The organism is Nostoc sp. (assembly GCF_036917815.1).
Lineage (GTDB): Bacteria > Cyanobacteriota > Cyanobacteriia > Cyanobacteriales > Nostocaceae > Nostoc.
On sequence record NZ_JBALEK010000094.1, the window covers coordinates 1 to 15879 of the forward strand.

The following is a 15879-nucleotide window of genomic DNA, read 5'->3' on the forward strand; positions in this document are numbered from 1 at the left end:
GAAAGAAAGAAAGAAAGAAAGAAAGAAAGAAAGAAAGAAAGAAAGAAAGAAAGAAAGAAAGAAAGAAAGAAAGAAAGAAGTTAAAAGGGTTTGGCGCAGCCTCACAAAGAAATGGTATAAGGTATAGACCGTGGTAGGGGCAATTCATGAATTGCCCCTACTTAAGTACCTCAGCAGATTAGGAAATGCTATATTTTTAGTCGTTAATTGTTCCATCAGGCATTACCGCACCACGCAAATCTGCACCCGTCAGATTTGTACTACTCATTTCTGCTCTGATTAGATTTGCCTTACTTAAATTAGCACCAGTCAAGTTTGTCCTAGCAAGATAGGCATCAACCAAGTCTGCTTCAGTGAGGTTAGCCCCACGCAAGTTAGCCCGACTTAAGTCAACTCTATTTAGCCTTGCAAAACTCAGGTTTGCTCCACTCATCTGGCATCTAGTCAGTTTAGCATCTGCCATCATTGCACCATACAAGTTAACACCTGTAAGTTCAGCATCAATGAGATTTGACCTTTGCAGTCTAGCATTCATCAGGTTAGCACCTTTCAAATTAGCACGCCCGATGTTAGTATCTGCCAGAGATGCATTATGCAAAATCGCTTCACTCAAATTGGCATCACTCAAATCGGCATAACGTAGCGTTGCCTCACTCAAGTTAGCACCACTCAAATCAACTTTAGATAAGTCTACACCAGTTAAATCAGTGCCCCGCAGGTCAGCCTTATGGAGGTTAGCACCCCGTAGACTAGCAGAATACATTCTCTTTTCTTCTCGCAGGTTCGCACCACGCAGGCACGCACCAGTTAGATTTGCACCACTCAAATCTGCACCACGCAAATCAGCATCCATCAAGTTAGCATCCAGCATATACGCCAAAGTTAAATCGGCATTACGCAAATCAGCACCCTGCAAAGTTGCACCATGTAAATTAGCATCATGCAAGTTGGCACCGATTAAACTTGCCTGATTTAGGTTCGCACCACTTAGTTTTGTACAAACTAGATTAGCCTTATCCAGGATTCCTCGATTTAGATAGCTAAAAATTAGAATGGCATGACGCAAATCTGCCTTATTCAAAGCTATACCAATCAAGTCTGCACCAAACAAATTTACCCCATTTAAGTTTGCTTCAATAAATTTTGTTTCTCCATTCTCATATCGCTGAAGAAGTTCATTGGCATCCATATTTTTCTATCTCAATTACCATAATCTTTCCAAACTTTCCCAGGTTTAACAATTATCCGTTGGCACTGGTGGATGATATATTCCCATATAAAATTCGCATTGATTGGATAATTGCACTAGCTGCTTGAATATTTTCATCCGGCTTGCCAAGAGATATAACAGCACTATTTAGTTTAGATTCAAGCTCTATGATAGTTGGACAAGTATCAAATAATTTCAGCAATAAATCATCAAGTTTTTCAGCCTTCAGTTTCAACCAGTCTTCTTCATTGAAAGTAAACTTCTTGTAAATGGCAGAAAATAGAACTATCTTAGCCCTAAGTGGGTTAGTATACTTCATAATATTTTGCCGTAAATCAAACTGATTATATTGATGTTTGATTTGACTGTTTGGAGATTTATCTATAGAATTTGATGATATTTGTCCAAGATTATAAAATATCTGTTCCCCTTGATGAGGTTGGTTTAGTAATATTCCTGTTGATTCTTCTTGATGAGGTTGGTTTAGTAATATTCCTGTTGATTCTTCAGGTGTTATATATAGGTTCTGCATTTCCTCAGAAATGACACTAGCGATTAGGGCGTATTCAGCTTGTTTATTAAGGGTTTTTACAACTTTAGACAAAGTATAATTTAAGTTATTTATACTTGGATTCAATCTGCACAATTCTTGAATTAATTCTTGTAATTTAACCCGTTCTAGCGTATCTTCCTCATTCTCCCAAATATTTTTACAAGCCGAGTATATTAATTTTTTAATCCGTTTTGAGTTTTCATGCTGTTCTAAATTTTTAGTTACCGCATCAAGGCTAGATATAGTTTTCATCGGCAAATCTCCGGCATAGGTATCAGGTAGTAACAAGTTAAGTAAGTCGGTGAGAATAAATCAAACTAGATTAAGTAATGTAAATAATATTGAGATTAGTTTGTACTGTACCCCTTTGGGGAAGCAAGCTACGCGTAGCGTCTCTTATGAGGGCTGAAGCCCTCACTACAAACCTTGAATTATTCACGTCGCTCTACTTATAGAACTAGCCCTTTCAACATGACTCGTAAAATCTCTTTTTCTCTGAGCTATCTCTGTGTGCAAAGTGGTTTATCAGTTATTTATTTAACTGACCGGGGATAGAGAAAAGCCTGAGGGTAGGGAAACCTCCATTGGCGCAGCCCGCCTCAGGCATAAGGCTTTACAGACAGAGAACAGAGGTTTAGAGAGGAATTCATTTTCGATAATTTATACTCGCTTTGAAAGGGCTGTCTTATGTTATACTCTTTTTATCTGGCTTGTGTAGTTAGAACCACGTAGATGATATTCAGCACTCAATTTGGGATTTGTCCGTTAAGGGACTTCCAAATAAAAAAATATCCTATCCCTTTGGCAGCAGAGGGGCAGGGCGCAGGGTGCAGGGGGAAAAAATTGGATAATTTATTTCTTGGTAATCCCTAAATTCCTTAAACCTTACCGCTTCCTATCAAATACAACAGCGCCATCCGAACGGCGACACCGCTAGTAACTTGCGATTGAATGAGACTAAATTCTGGGTCATCCATCAAATCAGAACTAATTTCGACACCACGGTTAACTGGGCCTGGATGCAAAACTTTGACATTGGGTTTACAAAGTTGCAACTTTGTGCGTGTAATGCCAAATAGCTGATGATATTCTCGCAAACTTGGTAGTAAGTGAGCCGTCATACGTTCCTTTTGCAGGCGCAAAGTCATGACAAAATCGGCATTCTGCAAAGCTGGTTCTAGTTGCCAGTGGAGAAATAGTTGGGGAGTGGGGAGTGGGGAAGGTGGGGCCCCCTCTGGGGATAAGGGGTAATGGGGAGTGGGGGATGAGGAGATAACAAAATCCTGATTCCTGACTCCTGCCTCTTCCAAGATATACTCGGCAAATAATTTGGGTAACAGGGTTGGTGGGGCTGCGAGATGCACTTCGGCACCACTGGCAATTAAACTCCAAATATTCGATCGCGCCACACGAGAATGGAGAATATCCCCAACAATGGCAATCTTTTTCCCCTTTAAAAGTTCTAGTCGGGGACTAGCTGGGTCAATTAGAGTAGTTATGGTAAATAAATCTAGCAGTGCTTGGGAAGGATGCTCATGTTGACCATCACCAGCATTGAGGACGCTAACTCGTACACCTAGACGATCCATTTCAGCCGCGATCGCATTTGGTACTCCTGCCTCTCGATGGCGGACTACCATAATATCAGTTCCCATGGCCAAATAGGTTTTCGCCGTGTCGAGAATTGTCTCTCCCTTAGTCATAGAAGATGTGGCGGCAGCAAAGTTTAGCGTATCTGCACTTAAGCGTTTGGCTGCGAGTTCAAAACTGCTGCGAGTGCGGGTAGACGATTCAAAAAATAAATTCGCCACTACCTGTCCTTGTAAGGTTGGTACTTTTTTCGTCCGCCGTGATAGCACCTCTTGAAAACTGGCAGCAGTTTGCAAAACAGTATCATATTCAGTGGTAGTGAAGTCAGCTAGGGAAAGAATGTGATGACGATTCCAGGTGTTAGTAGGCATAAATAGCAATCAGTTTCCTGCATAGAGATACAAGCGTAGACGCAAAGCGGCTTGTCGTCAGACATCGTCTCTCTACAGCTTTTTAATTTACAGATGCAGAGGAAATGATATCATCTGTCTTCTATCAAATTAGCTACTTGTTCTTTCTAGCATCAAGGATTTATATAGCGCTTGTCAATTGGATAAGGTATTACAGAAATCACCTTAATTGTTGCCCATCTGTCTGTCCTCTAACTTTCGCTGCAACTACTAAGCCTGTAGACCAGTTAATTTTTGAAAGCGTCAAATCGCTCCTGGATTCTAAGTTTGAAATGAGTTGGCTAGCTTTTGAAGCCTGATCCTCAGACCACATGGCTTGAGGCAACATATCATCAATAACGTACAAGCCACCCAACTTAAGCAAATTGAGCGTATCCTCAAGGCAGCTATATTTTCCTACCCATGCATCAGCGAATATAAAATCAAACTTTTGAGCAGCTATTTTACCTAAAAAAATCGTCGCATCCTCTGTATGGAAAACTACTCTCCGATCCTGACCCAAATACTTTCTGGCAACAGCTATCACTTTGTCATCTTGATCAACTGAGATCAGCTTGGATTCCCGATCCATACCGTTCAAAAGCCAAGCAGCAGACACGCCAGTTCCTGTGCCCAGTTCAAGAAACATACCAGCAGGTTTGCTTGCAGCAAGTGTTCTTAGAAAAGAACCTGTCAGTAAGTCTGAAGCCATAGGAAAATTTAGGGCTTCAGACTCTGCCTGAATGTGCTTCAAAACGTCAGGGTACTTTAGATTTTCTTGGTCTTTCATACGTCCATTAAGCAAAAAAATTGTAGGCTGGGTGGAGGCTTTGCGTAAGCCAACATCCTGATATCTGTTGGGTTGCGCTCCGCTCCACCCAACCTACGTCTCATGCACTATTTTAAGCTTGCCACGCCACTACATATACTTAGATTTTTTCAGGAATCAAATCGGATTCCTATAGTACAGCACGGCGTAAATCCAGCTAATATCTCAAACAAGTTGCTTTGAGCAACTGGTTAAAGATAGACAAACTGATGCTCTTACTGGCTACTCTTGCCCTTGGTGCGTCTTTTCAGGGTACAAATCGCAAAAATTGCACGGAACCCAGCTATACTTTCAATGCACCACATCTGAAAAATTAAGTAAATGCCGACACTTGGGTAAAGCTGATACTAATGCCCGTATTAGTGCCTCTTTGTCTGTTTTTAGACCTTTAAATCGGGAGAAAATACAGAAAATAATTCATACCCTTGATGATTGTCTGCTAGACACTTAGTTCGGGGGATGCTCCCATTTTTACCAATAAATACTGAGAGATCGTAAATTATGCAAGTGTGTCTGGTTACAGGTGGTAACTCTGGTGTAGGTTTAATGACGGCTGTAGGTTTAGCCAAATTAGGCAATCATGTATTTATTGCTTGTCGTTCGGCAAATAAAGCTGCAAAAGCTATAGACTATATCCGCCAAACTACCGGAAATCAAAATGTGACATTTTTACCTCTTGATCTAGCTTCTTTAGATTCAGTTCGTAACTGTGTGAAACTATTTAATGACAAAAATTTACCATTACATATATTAGTCAACAATGCGGGTATATTCAACCGCCGAGGCACAACAAAAGAAGGTTTTGAACTGATTTGGGGGACTAACTATTTAGGTCATTTTTTGCTCACTTATTTATTACTAGAAAAATTGCAAGAATCTGCCCCTAGTCGCATTATGATGTTAGCGTCAGATTTGGCATTATCTCCAAGTGGTATTGACTGGAATTTATTAGTTAAAAGAACACCATTAAATTTTATCAAATTATATGCCGTTTCTAAACTATCTTTATTGCTTTTAACAAGAGAACTTTCTCAACGATTAAATAATTCTCAAGTCACTGTTAACGCAATACATCCAGGCTTTGTGCAATCAAATATTACTATATGGCATCGTCTCAGTAAATATTTAGGTTTAGGTATTTCCTCGGAAGCCGGAGCATATAGTACCCTTATTTGTGCTACTTCCCCAGATTATCAAAATGTTAGTGGAAAATTTTTAGATAGTCATGCTCAAGAAATTATATTACCGAAAGTAGCACAGAATCAAGAATTATCAGAGCAATTATGGGAACGTAGTTTATTATGGGCTGGTTGCAACCAACAGCAGAATACAAGAAAAATTAATTATGATGGTGCTGATGAAATTTGGGGGCCAAACTCTCTCCTTTTAACCAGTAATGAAATAGCTGATATTACCCAATATATTTTTGATGAAGTTTTAAGAAAATTACCAATAAAAATATTATTAAAACAGGTAGTTAAATCATTTATTAGATTTGATATTGGGTCATTGTTCATTATATTACTTCAAGTTTTTACTAAATCTTTTTACATGGAAAGACATTTAGATTCACCTGTGATTTGGCAATTATGTCAAGATAAAAATTTATTAGAAAGGCTTAATGCTCATTTAGGAGAAAATTTAGTATTATGGCGATCAGAGTTGTGGGTAAATTATCCTGCACAGCAATTAATTCCTTTTTGGCATCAAGACTCTTATCCTAAACTGCTGAAAGGAGATGGTAAAACTATCCATGCTTATATAGCTTTGACAGAAGTTAATGAATATAATGGATTTGAGTATATACCTAATATTTACTTAAAAGATTGCCAGATAAAAGGAACCGATCCTTTTAGTGGTAATCACTTTTTTGAAATCAGTGATGAAGTCGCCCAAAAAGCCATTCCTGTGGTGCTACGTCCTGGTGAATTTGTACTATTTAGTAATGAACTATTACATCGTTCAGTACGTAATAGTAGCGGTAAAGTCCGACTTTCTTTAACGCTACGGTTGACTCAGCCAGAGGTAAAAGTTTTACCGGGTTATAGTTCTAATTGTCAGGAACCTGTAATTTTGCAATCACAAAAATAGCTGAGGGTATCAAATATAGCAGTTCCCAGTTAAGTGAGGTACAAGAACCCCACCCCCAACCCCCTCCCCGCTCTTCGAGAGAGGGCTATTATCTACCTCAGTAAAGTAAGAAACGCTATATTTACCGATTCCTCTGGCTTCTTAATTTATTTTTAGCGGGGGAATGTGAAAACTGACGATTAACTTGGTAAATGTAATACCTGCAAAGCAAAGGAAATCAAGGAAAGGAACGTTAAAAACCCAATTGTATCTAGCATTGTAGTCACTAAAGGGCCACTAACCAAAGCCGGGTCAAGTTTTAAGCGTTTCAAACCCATTGGCAGTAAAGTGCCGAGTGTAACAGCCACAATTGTATTAGTTGCCATTACCATGCCGGCAATTAAAGCCACCCATCGTTCTTGGGGTTGCGCCCAAATTAAGGAAAGCAGGATCATGGTGGTGGCTAAAGCTAGGGCTGTACCTAAACCAGCTAGAAGTTCCTTGCGGAGAATTTTTAAGGTATCTTTAGGTGTTACCTCTCCCACTCCCAAGCCGCGAATTGTTACCGTTAATGATTGAATACCAACAGTACCACCTGTGTTAGAAAAAATCGGCATGATGACTGCTAGAACTGGCACTGCGGCTATTACAGATTGGAAAGGCGCGATCGCACTGGCGGCACCAATATATAGTGCCATAATGCCCAACAGCCAAGGCAAGCGGTTGCGGATGGTGAGTAATGGAGAGGATAAAGCTGCTTCATCACCACTCACACCCGCCAGTTTTTGGATATCTTCTGTGGCTTCCTCTTCCAAAATATCCATGACATCATCAATGGTGACAATGCCCACCAATCTGTCTTCCCGATCAACTACAGGGATAGCGATTAAGTCGTAGCGCTGCATAATTCGCGCCACTTCTTCTTGGGGGGTTTCAGTTCTCACTTTAATGACGCGATCGCTAGCAATATCTTTAATGAAAACCTCAGGAAAGGTAAATAGCAATTGACGCAGTGAAACTACTCTTACCAGTGTCCGGTTATCATCTGTGACGTAGGCGTAGTAAATCGTTTCCTTGTCTTCATCCTGACGGCGGATTTTGCTTAGGGCTTCACCTACAGTCAATCCTTGGCGCAACCGGACATATTCGGTTGTCATCACCCGCCCAGCCGTGCCTTCTGGATAGCCGAGAATCGTTGCTGTTGCTTGCCTTTCTTCTGGACTCAGTTCTTGTAATAGCCGTTTGATTACCCCAGCAGGTAGTTCATCAAACAATTCTGCCCGTTCGTCGGGACTCATGGCTTCTACAAGTTGCACTACTTGGACATCATGCAGAGAATTAAGTAGTTCTTCTTGGACTTCTGTGGGTAGATATTCAAATACATCAATTGCCTGAGCTTTGTTGAGTAAACGAAATGCGATCGCGCGTTGTTTCTTAGGCAATTGTGTAATGTATTCTCCCACATCCACAGGTTGCAAGCGATTTAAATCCCATTTCAACTGGTTTAAATCGGTAGTATCAGTCAGCAAATCACGAATATCCTGTGTGAGCATGAGATATATCTCCTAAGTCTCCCCCGCGCTGGGAGACTTCCTCGCCAACTCAGAGGAGGTTGATACTGCCATCTGGTGGACTATTGCCCATAAAATTTCAACAATTCAATATCGATATCTAAATCAAGGCATCGCTAGTCATCATCCTAACCCGGAATAGCGCTCTCCGGTAAATACTGAGACGCTGGTATTCAGTCTTGGCGATAATTATTACTATTGACTAACTTAATTACCTGATTCTTAGAGGTTGTTTGAAAAGTGTTTGGCTGTGATTTTAAGTACTTCCAGATCCCCCCGATCAAGCCTTAAAAAGTGGGATTTAGGAGGATCTTTAACGGTTTTGGTTTTGTAAAAAGATGTGTGTACACCGTAGCCTTTCCTTGTAGGGAAGGGGCTGGGGGTTAGGTCTGTATTAGACTCAACAGAGAAGCGCTTTATCAATGATAGACCTAATGGTAGAAGTAAATTCTATCTTGCAAGAGAGGTGAAACTCTCGCACATAGTTAAAGATGAGATAAGAAGTAAGAAACAAAAAATATTTAGTAGGTCAAAAAAATGTTGACACCATTATTAACCGCCCTAGCTACAGCTTTGAGCCTGTTGATTGTTGATTTAGTTGTTCCAGGGGTTAACATTGCGAATTTTCCCGCAGCTTTGATTGCCGCTTTAGTAATTGGTCTAATTAACGGTTCAGTCAAACCAGTTCTGTCTGCTCTTTCCCTACCACTTACCTTTCTCTCATTTGGAGCATTTTCGCTCATCGTCAACGGTTTGTGTTTCTGGTTAGCAGCAGTGCTAGTTCCTGGGTTCGCAGTTCGCGGAATTATTGGTTTCCTTCTCGGCCCAGTAATTTTAACTTTTGCTAACACCTTCATTAACAACTACTTTGTTGAAAGAAGCCTTTTAACAGGCAGTGGTGGTGTAAAAAACCAAAGTGAATTACCTTCTAGATAAGTATTAGAGGGAGTAGAAACGTCAGTTACATTGCCTTTCTAGGCTACAAAAAATATCCGAAGGTCGATTTCCTAATTCGGCATCTTCAAAAGAATGTAATTAAACAAAATCACCAAGTTGTAAAATCATGAAACTAGTTCGTTTTCTTCTAGGTTTGTTACTACCTCCTTTAGGCGTTTTCTTGACAGTTGGAGTTGGCCCCACTTTGTTTATTAACATTTTGCTCACCTTTCTAGGTTGGCTTCCCGGTAGTATTCATGCAATTTGGGTTATAGCCAAGCATGACGAACAACTTAATGAACAAGGGCGTATTTACTAATACGCCAGGATAACTTTAAAGACTTCCAATTAAGTAGGGTGCGTTAGGTGAAACACCTAACGCACAATTTTTTATATATGCAATCTGCCGTTGTATTAGGCGCATAATTCGATATGATTTTTAAAGAAAAACATTTCTGGAAAGCACTTAATACACCGTTATACAACATGGTGCGTTACGGCTTTAGCAGTAACGCACCCTACTTAAAATCTACTGAGCTAAATCAACAAACATCAAAGTAGTCTATTTATGAATAGTTTCTCGTTCTTTCTCAGCAGGTTCCTTATCTTTATCTTTGAATAAGTCAGCCGCCGTTAAGAGTAACTCTCTCAACGTTTGTTTAATTTGGCGCTCTTTTCTAGCTAGAGATGTACCAGCTTCACCTAATTTATCTTCTAACTGCGATCGCTTCTGTTCTACCTGTACAGCTACAGACTCCGCTTGGGGACGAGCTTTATCATACCAGTGTTTAGCCTCGTCTAGATAATCTTGAACCTCTAAAGATCGTCCACCATAGCGTGCAGCTAAGTTAGCTCGGACAATGGCTAGCTGTGCTTGCAGTTGCGCGTAACGTTTTTTTAACAATGCAACTTCTTCACTATCTTTAATCGTATTTACAGCAGAATCAATGGCAGTTTTAGTACTAGCAGATTTTTCTCTACCTGTGTCTTCAATCTCTGCCAAGATGACATCAACCTCTTGCTGTAATTGTTCTTCTTGGCCATCTAGTTGAGCCTGTAGCTGCTTGATATCTGTCTGAGTTTTAGCAATGGCTTCGTGTCTTTGACTATTAATTCCTTCCAGCGCACCTTCAATGGAAGCTGTCACTTCATCTTTAAGTTCACTGCCTTTTTCTTGGAAGTTTTCAATTACAGCAGAAACGGCATCTCTAACAAGACTACGAAGTTCACTAGAACCTTGTTTAAACTCAGAACCTACTTGAGAAACTGCGGATTTCACAATTTCTCGAATCCGATCAGTTCTTAATTGTCCAGTTTCTTTCGCTTGTTGCAAGTCGGCTTGAATTTGTTGTTTGATATTGTTAGGCATTTTCAACTCTTGAAATTTAACTAATTGGGATAAAAGTTTATAGACGTGTTCCTACACCCACATTATGGCGCAACCTCATTGGGCTAGGCACTTCCTTTAGATAGAAAATTCCAGTCCCAAAGAGGTGATATGTAAGAACTTGCCCATTTGTGAGATGATGAATATTTGGTGGTAGTAATTGGGGGTGAAATATGTGGCGAGTAAATATTACTTGTTCGGGTGATGCTTGGAAGCTTTATGGTACTGATTTTAAAGCGATCGCCGCGAAATATCAAGGTGAATTGATTGGTTCCAAAAAAATGCCAGATGGTACGCGCATCATGTCTTATAAAATTGAGGATGTTAGTGATGCAGAAGCTTTTCAAGAAGATTGTGCAAATTTTGCTGGATTTACAACTGACTTTGAATCATTCTAGTATTGCTTCTGACACTTATACCTGCAACCAGAATGTCAAAATCGGGAGAAGTTAATTGAAAAAACTACTCACATTAGTATTAGTAACATTTGTGTTATTAATCAGTACTTTTACTTTACCTGCTAGTGCCGCAGACACAGTTAACGGCGAACAAATATTTAGTGTTCATTGTGCTGGTTGTCATATCAACGGTAGCAATATAATTAGGCGAGGTAAAAATCTCAAAAAGCAAGCACTGAAAAAGTATGGCATGGATTCAATCGAGGCAGTTACATCTATAGTTACCAATGGTAAAAATAATATGTCAGCTTACAAAGAACGCCTGACTGAACAGCAAATTCAAGACGTTGCTGCTTACGTTCTCGAACAAGCTGAAAAAGGCTGGCGTTAGAAAATTATGAGTTAGGAGTTAAGATTTTAGCAGTTATTAACTCTGGCAGTCCTAAATCATTCATAATAAAATTGAGGAGGCTGTAAAAACCCGCTTGGCAACTCACTAATTATTAATTCTTCTCACTCCTAAACTCGAATATGAACTTACCCGCAGCTAGCCGTCTTCAATTCACTCCCGATTTAAACATTTGCCGCATTTTAAATGGTATGTGGCAAGTCTCCGGCGCACACGGACAGATCAATCCCCAAGCTGCCATTGAGACTATGTTCCAATATTTAGATGCAGGTTTTACCACTTGGGATTTAGCAGATCATTATGGCCCTGCAGAAGACTTTATTGGTGAGTTTCGCTGTCAATTAATTGATACTCGTGGGAAAGATGCTTTATCTCAGGTACAAGCCTTTACAAAATGGGTGCCTCGTCCAGGGAAAATGACGAAAAAACTCGTCGAAGAAAATATTGATATTTCCCTGAGAAGAATGAATGTGCAATCGTTAGATTTGATGCAATTCCACTGGTGGGAATATCAGGATAAAAATTACCTGGATGCCCTGAAATATATGGCAGAACTTCAGACTGAGGGTAAAATTAAGCATCTAGGTTTAACTAATTTTGACACGGAAAACTTAAAGATTATTACCGAAGCAGGTATCAAGATTGTTTCTAACCAAGTGCAATTTTCCCTTGTTGACCGCCGTCCCGAAGTTAATATGGTAGAGTTTTGTCAACAGCATAATATAAAGCTTTTTACCTACGGGACACTGTGCGGTGGTTTGTTATCAGAAAACTATTTAGGGAAACCGGAACCGCAAGGATTTGAGCTAGCTACTGCTAGTTTGAAAAAATATAAAAATATGATCGATGCTTGGGGTGGTTGGCAATTATTTCAAGAGTTGCTGGCTATTCTGAAAGAAATAGCTAATAAGCATGGGGTAAGTATTTCTAACGTCGCAGTGCGTTACATTTTAGATCAGCCAACTGTGGGAGGTGTGATAGTTGGTGCAAGACTTGGTGTATCTGAACATATAGAAGATAACGCCAAAGTATTTAATTTTAGTTTAGATGCTGACGATCGCGATCGCATCAATGCAGTATCTCACCAGTCACGAGATTTGTACCAGGTAATCGGCGATTGTGGCGACGAATATCGCCGATAACTATCAGAAATTGGGTTGATAATATTTTGAACTGCGCTTTAAACTCATAAAAGCCTGCTTACGCAGGCTTTCTTTAGGTATCCCCAGAATTTAGTCTGTGGGCAATTTCAGGTTTTTGCAAATTTCAATTAACGTCTTTGACTATTCTCTTCACTGCATCCCCTGCATCCTCAGCTGTGCGCTGAACATTTTTACCAGCGTTTTCAGCCCCACGCTGAACATTTGTTTTCAAGTCTTCGCCTGCATTTTGGGCATTTCCTTTGAGATTTTCAAATCCACGCTGAGTCCCCTTAACAAGACCTTCCCGCACTTCATCAGCAGAACTGCCGATATCTTCACCCAGGTTCTTTACTCTTTCACCAAGGGGTGTACCTTGTTGAAAATTCCGGCCATATTGCTCTCTGCTGTCAATTCCCTTCTGCTCGATATTTTTTTGAGCATTTTTTACTAGCGCCTCAGCTCTATCATTGGCTGCCTTTTCATCCTTTGCTCTGGGATCTACATCACTAAAGTTATTCATCCCACCAGAGGGAGAATTAAGAGGATAATCTTTTGTAGGATTATATTGCTTGACATTAGGTGCTTGGGAACCTGGCTGTGGTGGCTGTGCTGCTACTCCTGAAGCGCCACAAGCCTGTGCCACAAATAGAAAGATTCCTGCTAAAAAAACAGTCAAAACTTTCAACGGACGAATATTTTTCAGCCAATTCATTGCTTTTTTCATAGTTCTTACTCCTTGCATTTTTGTGACTAAGTTAAACTTCAACCAAGATAGCATTTGGAATTATTTTTGTATCCCAAGCATTCAGATAAAATAATAACCTTAATTAAGGATATAAATAATCAAATGAGTTTTATCTCTAGCGTAAGTCACATTCTAGATAGCACAAAAGGAATAACTTTATCTAACTCTAGGGAGATATAAATTAAAATAATATGGTTGTTGTAAAAAAAGCTACATCAACCTGTTTAAGACTTCAAAATCTTTGGATATGTAGCTGATGTCCCATAAGATTTGAGGTATTTAGCCTTTGCTGCTCTCACCGTTAATATTACTAAATATATGAAGCAATTTTTACGCTGGATAATTTTGGGGGGAACGCTGTTTTTTTTAGGGAAAGCTCTGAAGGATAATTGGATTGAGGTGACTGCTATCCGCATTGATGGTGTAGGATGGGCAATTATAGCGATCGCTACAGGGGTAACTTTACTAGCGCATACTTGGGCAGGCTGGATCTGGACTTGGATTTTAAAAGAGTTAAATCAACCTGTATCATCTCCCCAATTTATCCAAGTTTACCTAAAAACAAACATCGCTAAGTATTTACCAGGTAATATCTGGCATCACTACGGGCGAATTGTCGCCGCCAAAAATGCCAATATTTCTACTGGTGCAGCCACCTTAAGCGTTTTGCTGGAACCGCTACTCATGCTGGCGGCTGCTTTAATCATCATTGTCTTATGCAGTAGCCAATTTGCGGCAGCTAATACTACTTTTGTTATACAAATACTACAATTGCTGAGTTTAGCTTTAGTTCTTTGTGCGATTCATCCCTGGTTTTTAAACCCAGTTATTCGCCTTTTGTACAGATTGAAAGCAAGAAAGTCTCCTGTCACCACTAAGCAAGCTGTTCCCTTCAGTCTTAAAAGCTATCCTCTACGCCCTTTGCTAGGAGAATTGGGCTTTATGGGACTACGCGCCACAGGATTTATATTAACTATGTTCGCCCTGGGTTCGTTGAATGCGAATCAAATTCCTTTGTTGTTAGGGGCTTTTAGTTGCGCTTGGTTGTTAGGGTTTGTCATACCAGGTGCGCCTGGTGGGTTAGGTGTGTTTGAAGCGACTGCATATCAACTTTTACAACATCACTTTCCAGCAGCTTTAGTATTTAGTGCGATCGCTCTATATCGCCTCATTAGTATTCTAGCTGAAACTGCGGGTGCTACCCTCGCTTGGTTAGACGAACGCCTTGCTAAATCATGAATCAGGCGACACTCATTTTTGTCTATCTACCTTCATCTGTGAAAACACGCGATAACCATCCAGATTTAATTGCTGATTACTGCTTTGTTCCTCTTCTTCCATTTTAATCAAGTTATATTCTACGTTTTCTGCGTAAATTGCAAAGGTGATATTAAAAATCTCGATAAAATTTATTATTCCCTTGCATTCTTCTTCCGAATACTTTTCGTAAAACCGAATCAGATGAGCAATACGAGTTTCTAAATGTCTGCGGCAATTTTTACAAATCAAAATAATCTTTAACAGTATAATTACTAAGGTTAGAGCATGACCTTGGTTAAGCAATAATATAAATAATGACGAAGGTTCTTTGCCATTTTCTGTTGTCAAGCAGTCAATCACTCGATTACAGGTTCTCAAAAATAATTCTTTAGTGATATTTTGTTGATTATAATCCGTTTTCCATAAGGATAAACTCTCTGAAAACTGCTGCCGCAAAATCTCAACTGATTCTTGAATTACTACAGAAAAAAATAGATATTTTTCCAGATTTATTTTAAACTCTTCCAGAGTTTGATTTTGAGTTTGCTTGATGAATATATGGGCAATATTTTCATGACTAAATGCACCTCGTTTTAAGACAATTGCTTTTATTAAACGCAGTGCTTGATCTCCCAAAACACTTGGATTTTTGTAGCGCGTTGTGCTGGAAACAGCAGATTGAGAACGAGCAACATACATTGCTAGTTCAAACTTAAATTTGTCTTTTATCTCTTTAGAAAGTCTTCTAGCAGCTTCTTGTTGCTCTCTGGGATTCTTTTCATTAACAGATTGATCAATTAATAAATAGGATGTGTAGCGATTAGCCCAATGACCTTTAGATGATTCCTCATATCTCGTAGTAAATAATTTAAGATCATTGTAGTCTTTGCTGTTGACAAAATTCTCTAGCCAAATTTTACAAGTTTTTACTACTGGAGGATTATTCGTCTTTATCTTCAGATTTTCATTAACAAATAAATTAACTAATTCTTGAATATATTTGTCTTTTCGGTTGGTTTTCCAATTATTAATTATAATGTAGCAACACCGCTTAATTGTGTTAAATAACTCCTGTTCATTATCATCTAAAAAAATGCTGTATATTCCAGGTATATAATCGGAATCTTGTGAATCAAGACCGTCTATAAATAAACCTTTGAATTCTTGTAAAACATCCTCTGGGGGCAATTTTTTGACAATTTCCACAAAGAAGCTATAAACCTCCTCTTGTGCAGCTCGCACATTTAGCTGTCTAGAGTTAGACGTAAAATAACGGGGATCTTCCTGACTCATTGGTAAACTATTAGCGGTCATTCCAGTTATCAGGACAAAAAGACTTCCTGCTCATATTATTACCAGTTTAACCTTGGTGAACAGTAGCATAATCTAT

15 protein-coding genes are annotated in these 15879 nt (G+C 39.4%); 7 read left to right on the forward strand and 8 right to left on the reverse strand.

Annotated elements, in window-relative coordinates:
- Positions 1-196: 196 nt before the first annotated feature.
- From V7K97_RS28415 to V7K97_RS28430, 4 genes are all read right to left on the reverse strand, one after another.
- A complete protein-coding gene (locus V7K97_RS28415) occupies positions 197-1189 on the reverse strand; it encodes a pentapeptide repeat-containing protein (protein WP_334804317.1) in 993 nt (330 codons plus the stop codon).
- Between the two features lie 52 nt (positions 1190-1241).
- The gene (locus tag V7K97_RS28420; protein ID WP_334804318.1) at positions 1242-2015 is read right to left on the reverse strand and encodes a hypothetical protein; all 774 of its coding nucleotides are present in this window, start codon (positions 2013-2015) and stop codon (positions 1242-1244) included.
- Positions 2016-2641: 626 nt separating this feature from the next.
- The gene (locus V7K97_RS28425) at positions 2642-3724 is read right to left on the reverse strand and encodes an aspartate carbamoyltransferase catalytic subunit (RefSeq protein ID WP_334804319.1); all 1083 of its coding nucleotides are present in this window, start codon (positions 3722-3724) and stop codon (positions 2642-2644) included.
- A gap of 199 nt (positions 3725-3923) precedes the next feature.
- Entirely contained in the window at positions 3924-4532 is a 609-nt protein-coding gene (locus tag V7K97_RS28430; protein ID WP_334804320.1) for an O-methyltransferase, read from the reverse strand.
- A gap of 540 nt (positions 4533-5072) precedes the next feature.
- On the opposite strand from V7K97_RS28430, the gene V7K97_RS28435 reads away from it, so the two are divergent.
- Entirely contained in the window at positions 5073-6662 is a 1590-nt protein-coding gene (locus V7K97_RS28435) for an SDR family NAD(P)-dependent oxidoreductase (RefSeq protein WP_334804321.1), read from the forward strand.
- A 179-nt stretch (positions 6663-6841) separates the two neighbouring features.
- Here V7K97_RS28435 and mgtE read toward each other — a convergent pair whose 3' ends face one another.
- On the reverse strand, positions 6842-8194 hold the full coding sequence (mgtE, locus tag V7K97_RS28440) for a magnesium transporter (protein ID WP_334804322.1): 1353 nt from the start codon (positions 8192-8194) through the stop codon (positions 6842-6844).
- Between the two features lie 555 nt (positions 8195-8749).
- Between mgtE and V7K97_RS28445 the strand changes: the two genes are divergently transcribed.
- Together V7K97_RS28445 and V7K97_RS28450 are read left to right on the forward strand one after the other, a co-directional pair.
- Entirely contained in the window at positions 8750-9148 is a 399-nt protein-coding gene (locus tag V7K97_RS28445) for a phage holin family protein (RefSeq protein WP_334804323.1), read from the forward strand.
- 127 nt (positions 9149-9275) lie between these two features.
- Positions 9276-9467 carry a YqaE/Pmp3 family membrane protein gene (locus V7K97_RS28450; RefSeq protein ID WP_334804324.1) on the forward strand — a complete coding sequence of 64 codons (192 nt, stop codon included), beginning with the start codon at positions 9276-9278 and terminating at the stop codon, positions 9465-9467.
- Between the two features lie 243 nt (positions 9468-9710).
- Here the strand turns inward: V7K97_RS28450 and V7K97_RS28455 are convergent, their stop codons facing one another.
- Positions 9711-10517: a histidine kinase gene (locus tag V7K97_RS28455; protein ID WP_334804325.1), complete on the reverse strand. Its 807-nt coding sequence runs from the start codon at positions 10515-10517 to the stop codon at positions 9711-9713.
- A gap of 191 nt (positions 10518-10708) precedes the next feature.
- On the opposite strand from V7K97_RS28455, the gene V7K97_RS28460 reads away from it, so the two are divergent.
- The 3 genes from V7K97_RS28460 to V7K97_RS28470 all read left to right on the forward strand — a co-directional run bounded on the left by V7K97_RS28460 (position 10709) and on the right by V7K97_RS28470 (position 12484).
- Complete coding sequence (locus tag V7K97_RS28460) at positions 10709-10933, forward strand: hypothetical protein (RefSeq protein WP_334804326.1); 225 nt, start codon at positions 10709-10711, stop codon at positions 10931-10933.
- A 55-nt stretch (positions 10934-10988) separates the two neighbouring features.
- Positions 10989-11324, forward strand: coding sequence for a cytochrome c6 PetJ (petJ, locus tag V7K97_RS28465; protein ID WP_334804327.1), 336 nt, complete (start codon positions 10989-10991; stop codon positions 11322-11324).
- Between the two features lie 140 nt (positions 11325-11464).
- Positions 11465-12484, forward strand: a complete 1020-nt coding sequence (locus V7K97_RS28470; RefSeq protein WP_334804328.1) for an aldo/keto reductase — start codon at positions 11465-11467, stop codon at positions 12482-12484.
- A 124-nt stretch (positions 12485-12608) separates the two neighbouring features.
- On the opposite strand, the gene V7K97_RS28475 is transcribed toward V7K97_RS28470, so the two are convergent.
- A complete protein-coding gene (locus V7K97_RS28475) occupies positions 12609-13208 on the reverse strand; it encodes a hypothetical protein (RefSeq protein WP_334804329.1) in 600 nt (199 codons plus the stop codon).
- A gap of 339 nt (positions 13209-13547) precedes the next feature.
- Here V7K97_RS28475 and V7K97_RS28480 point away from each other — a divergent pair, with 339 nt between their 5' ends.
- Entirely contained in the window at positions 13548-14468 is a 921-nt protein-coding gene (locus V7K97_RS28480; RefSeq protein ID WP_334804330.1) for a lysylphosphatidylglycerol synthase domain-containing protein, read from the forward strand.
- Between the two features lie 12 nt (positions 14469-14480).
- Here V7K97_RS28480 and V7K97_RS28485 read toward each other — a convergent pair whose 3' ends face one another.
- Complete coding sequence (locus V7K97_RS28485; RefSeq protein ID WP_334804331.1) at positions 14481-15803, reverse strand: hypothetical protein; 1323 nt, start codon at positions 15801-15803, stop codon at positions 14481-14483.
- Positions 15804-15879: the final 76 nt, after the last annotated feature.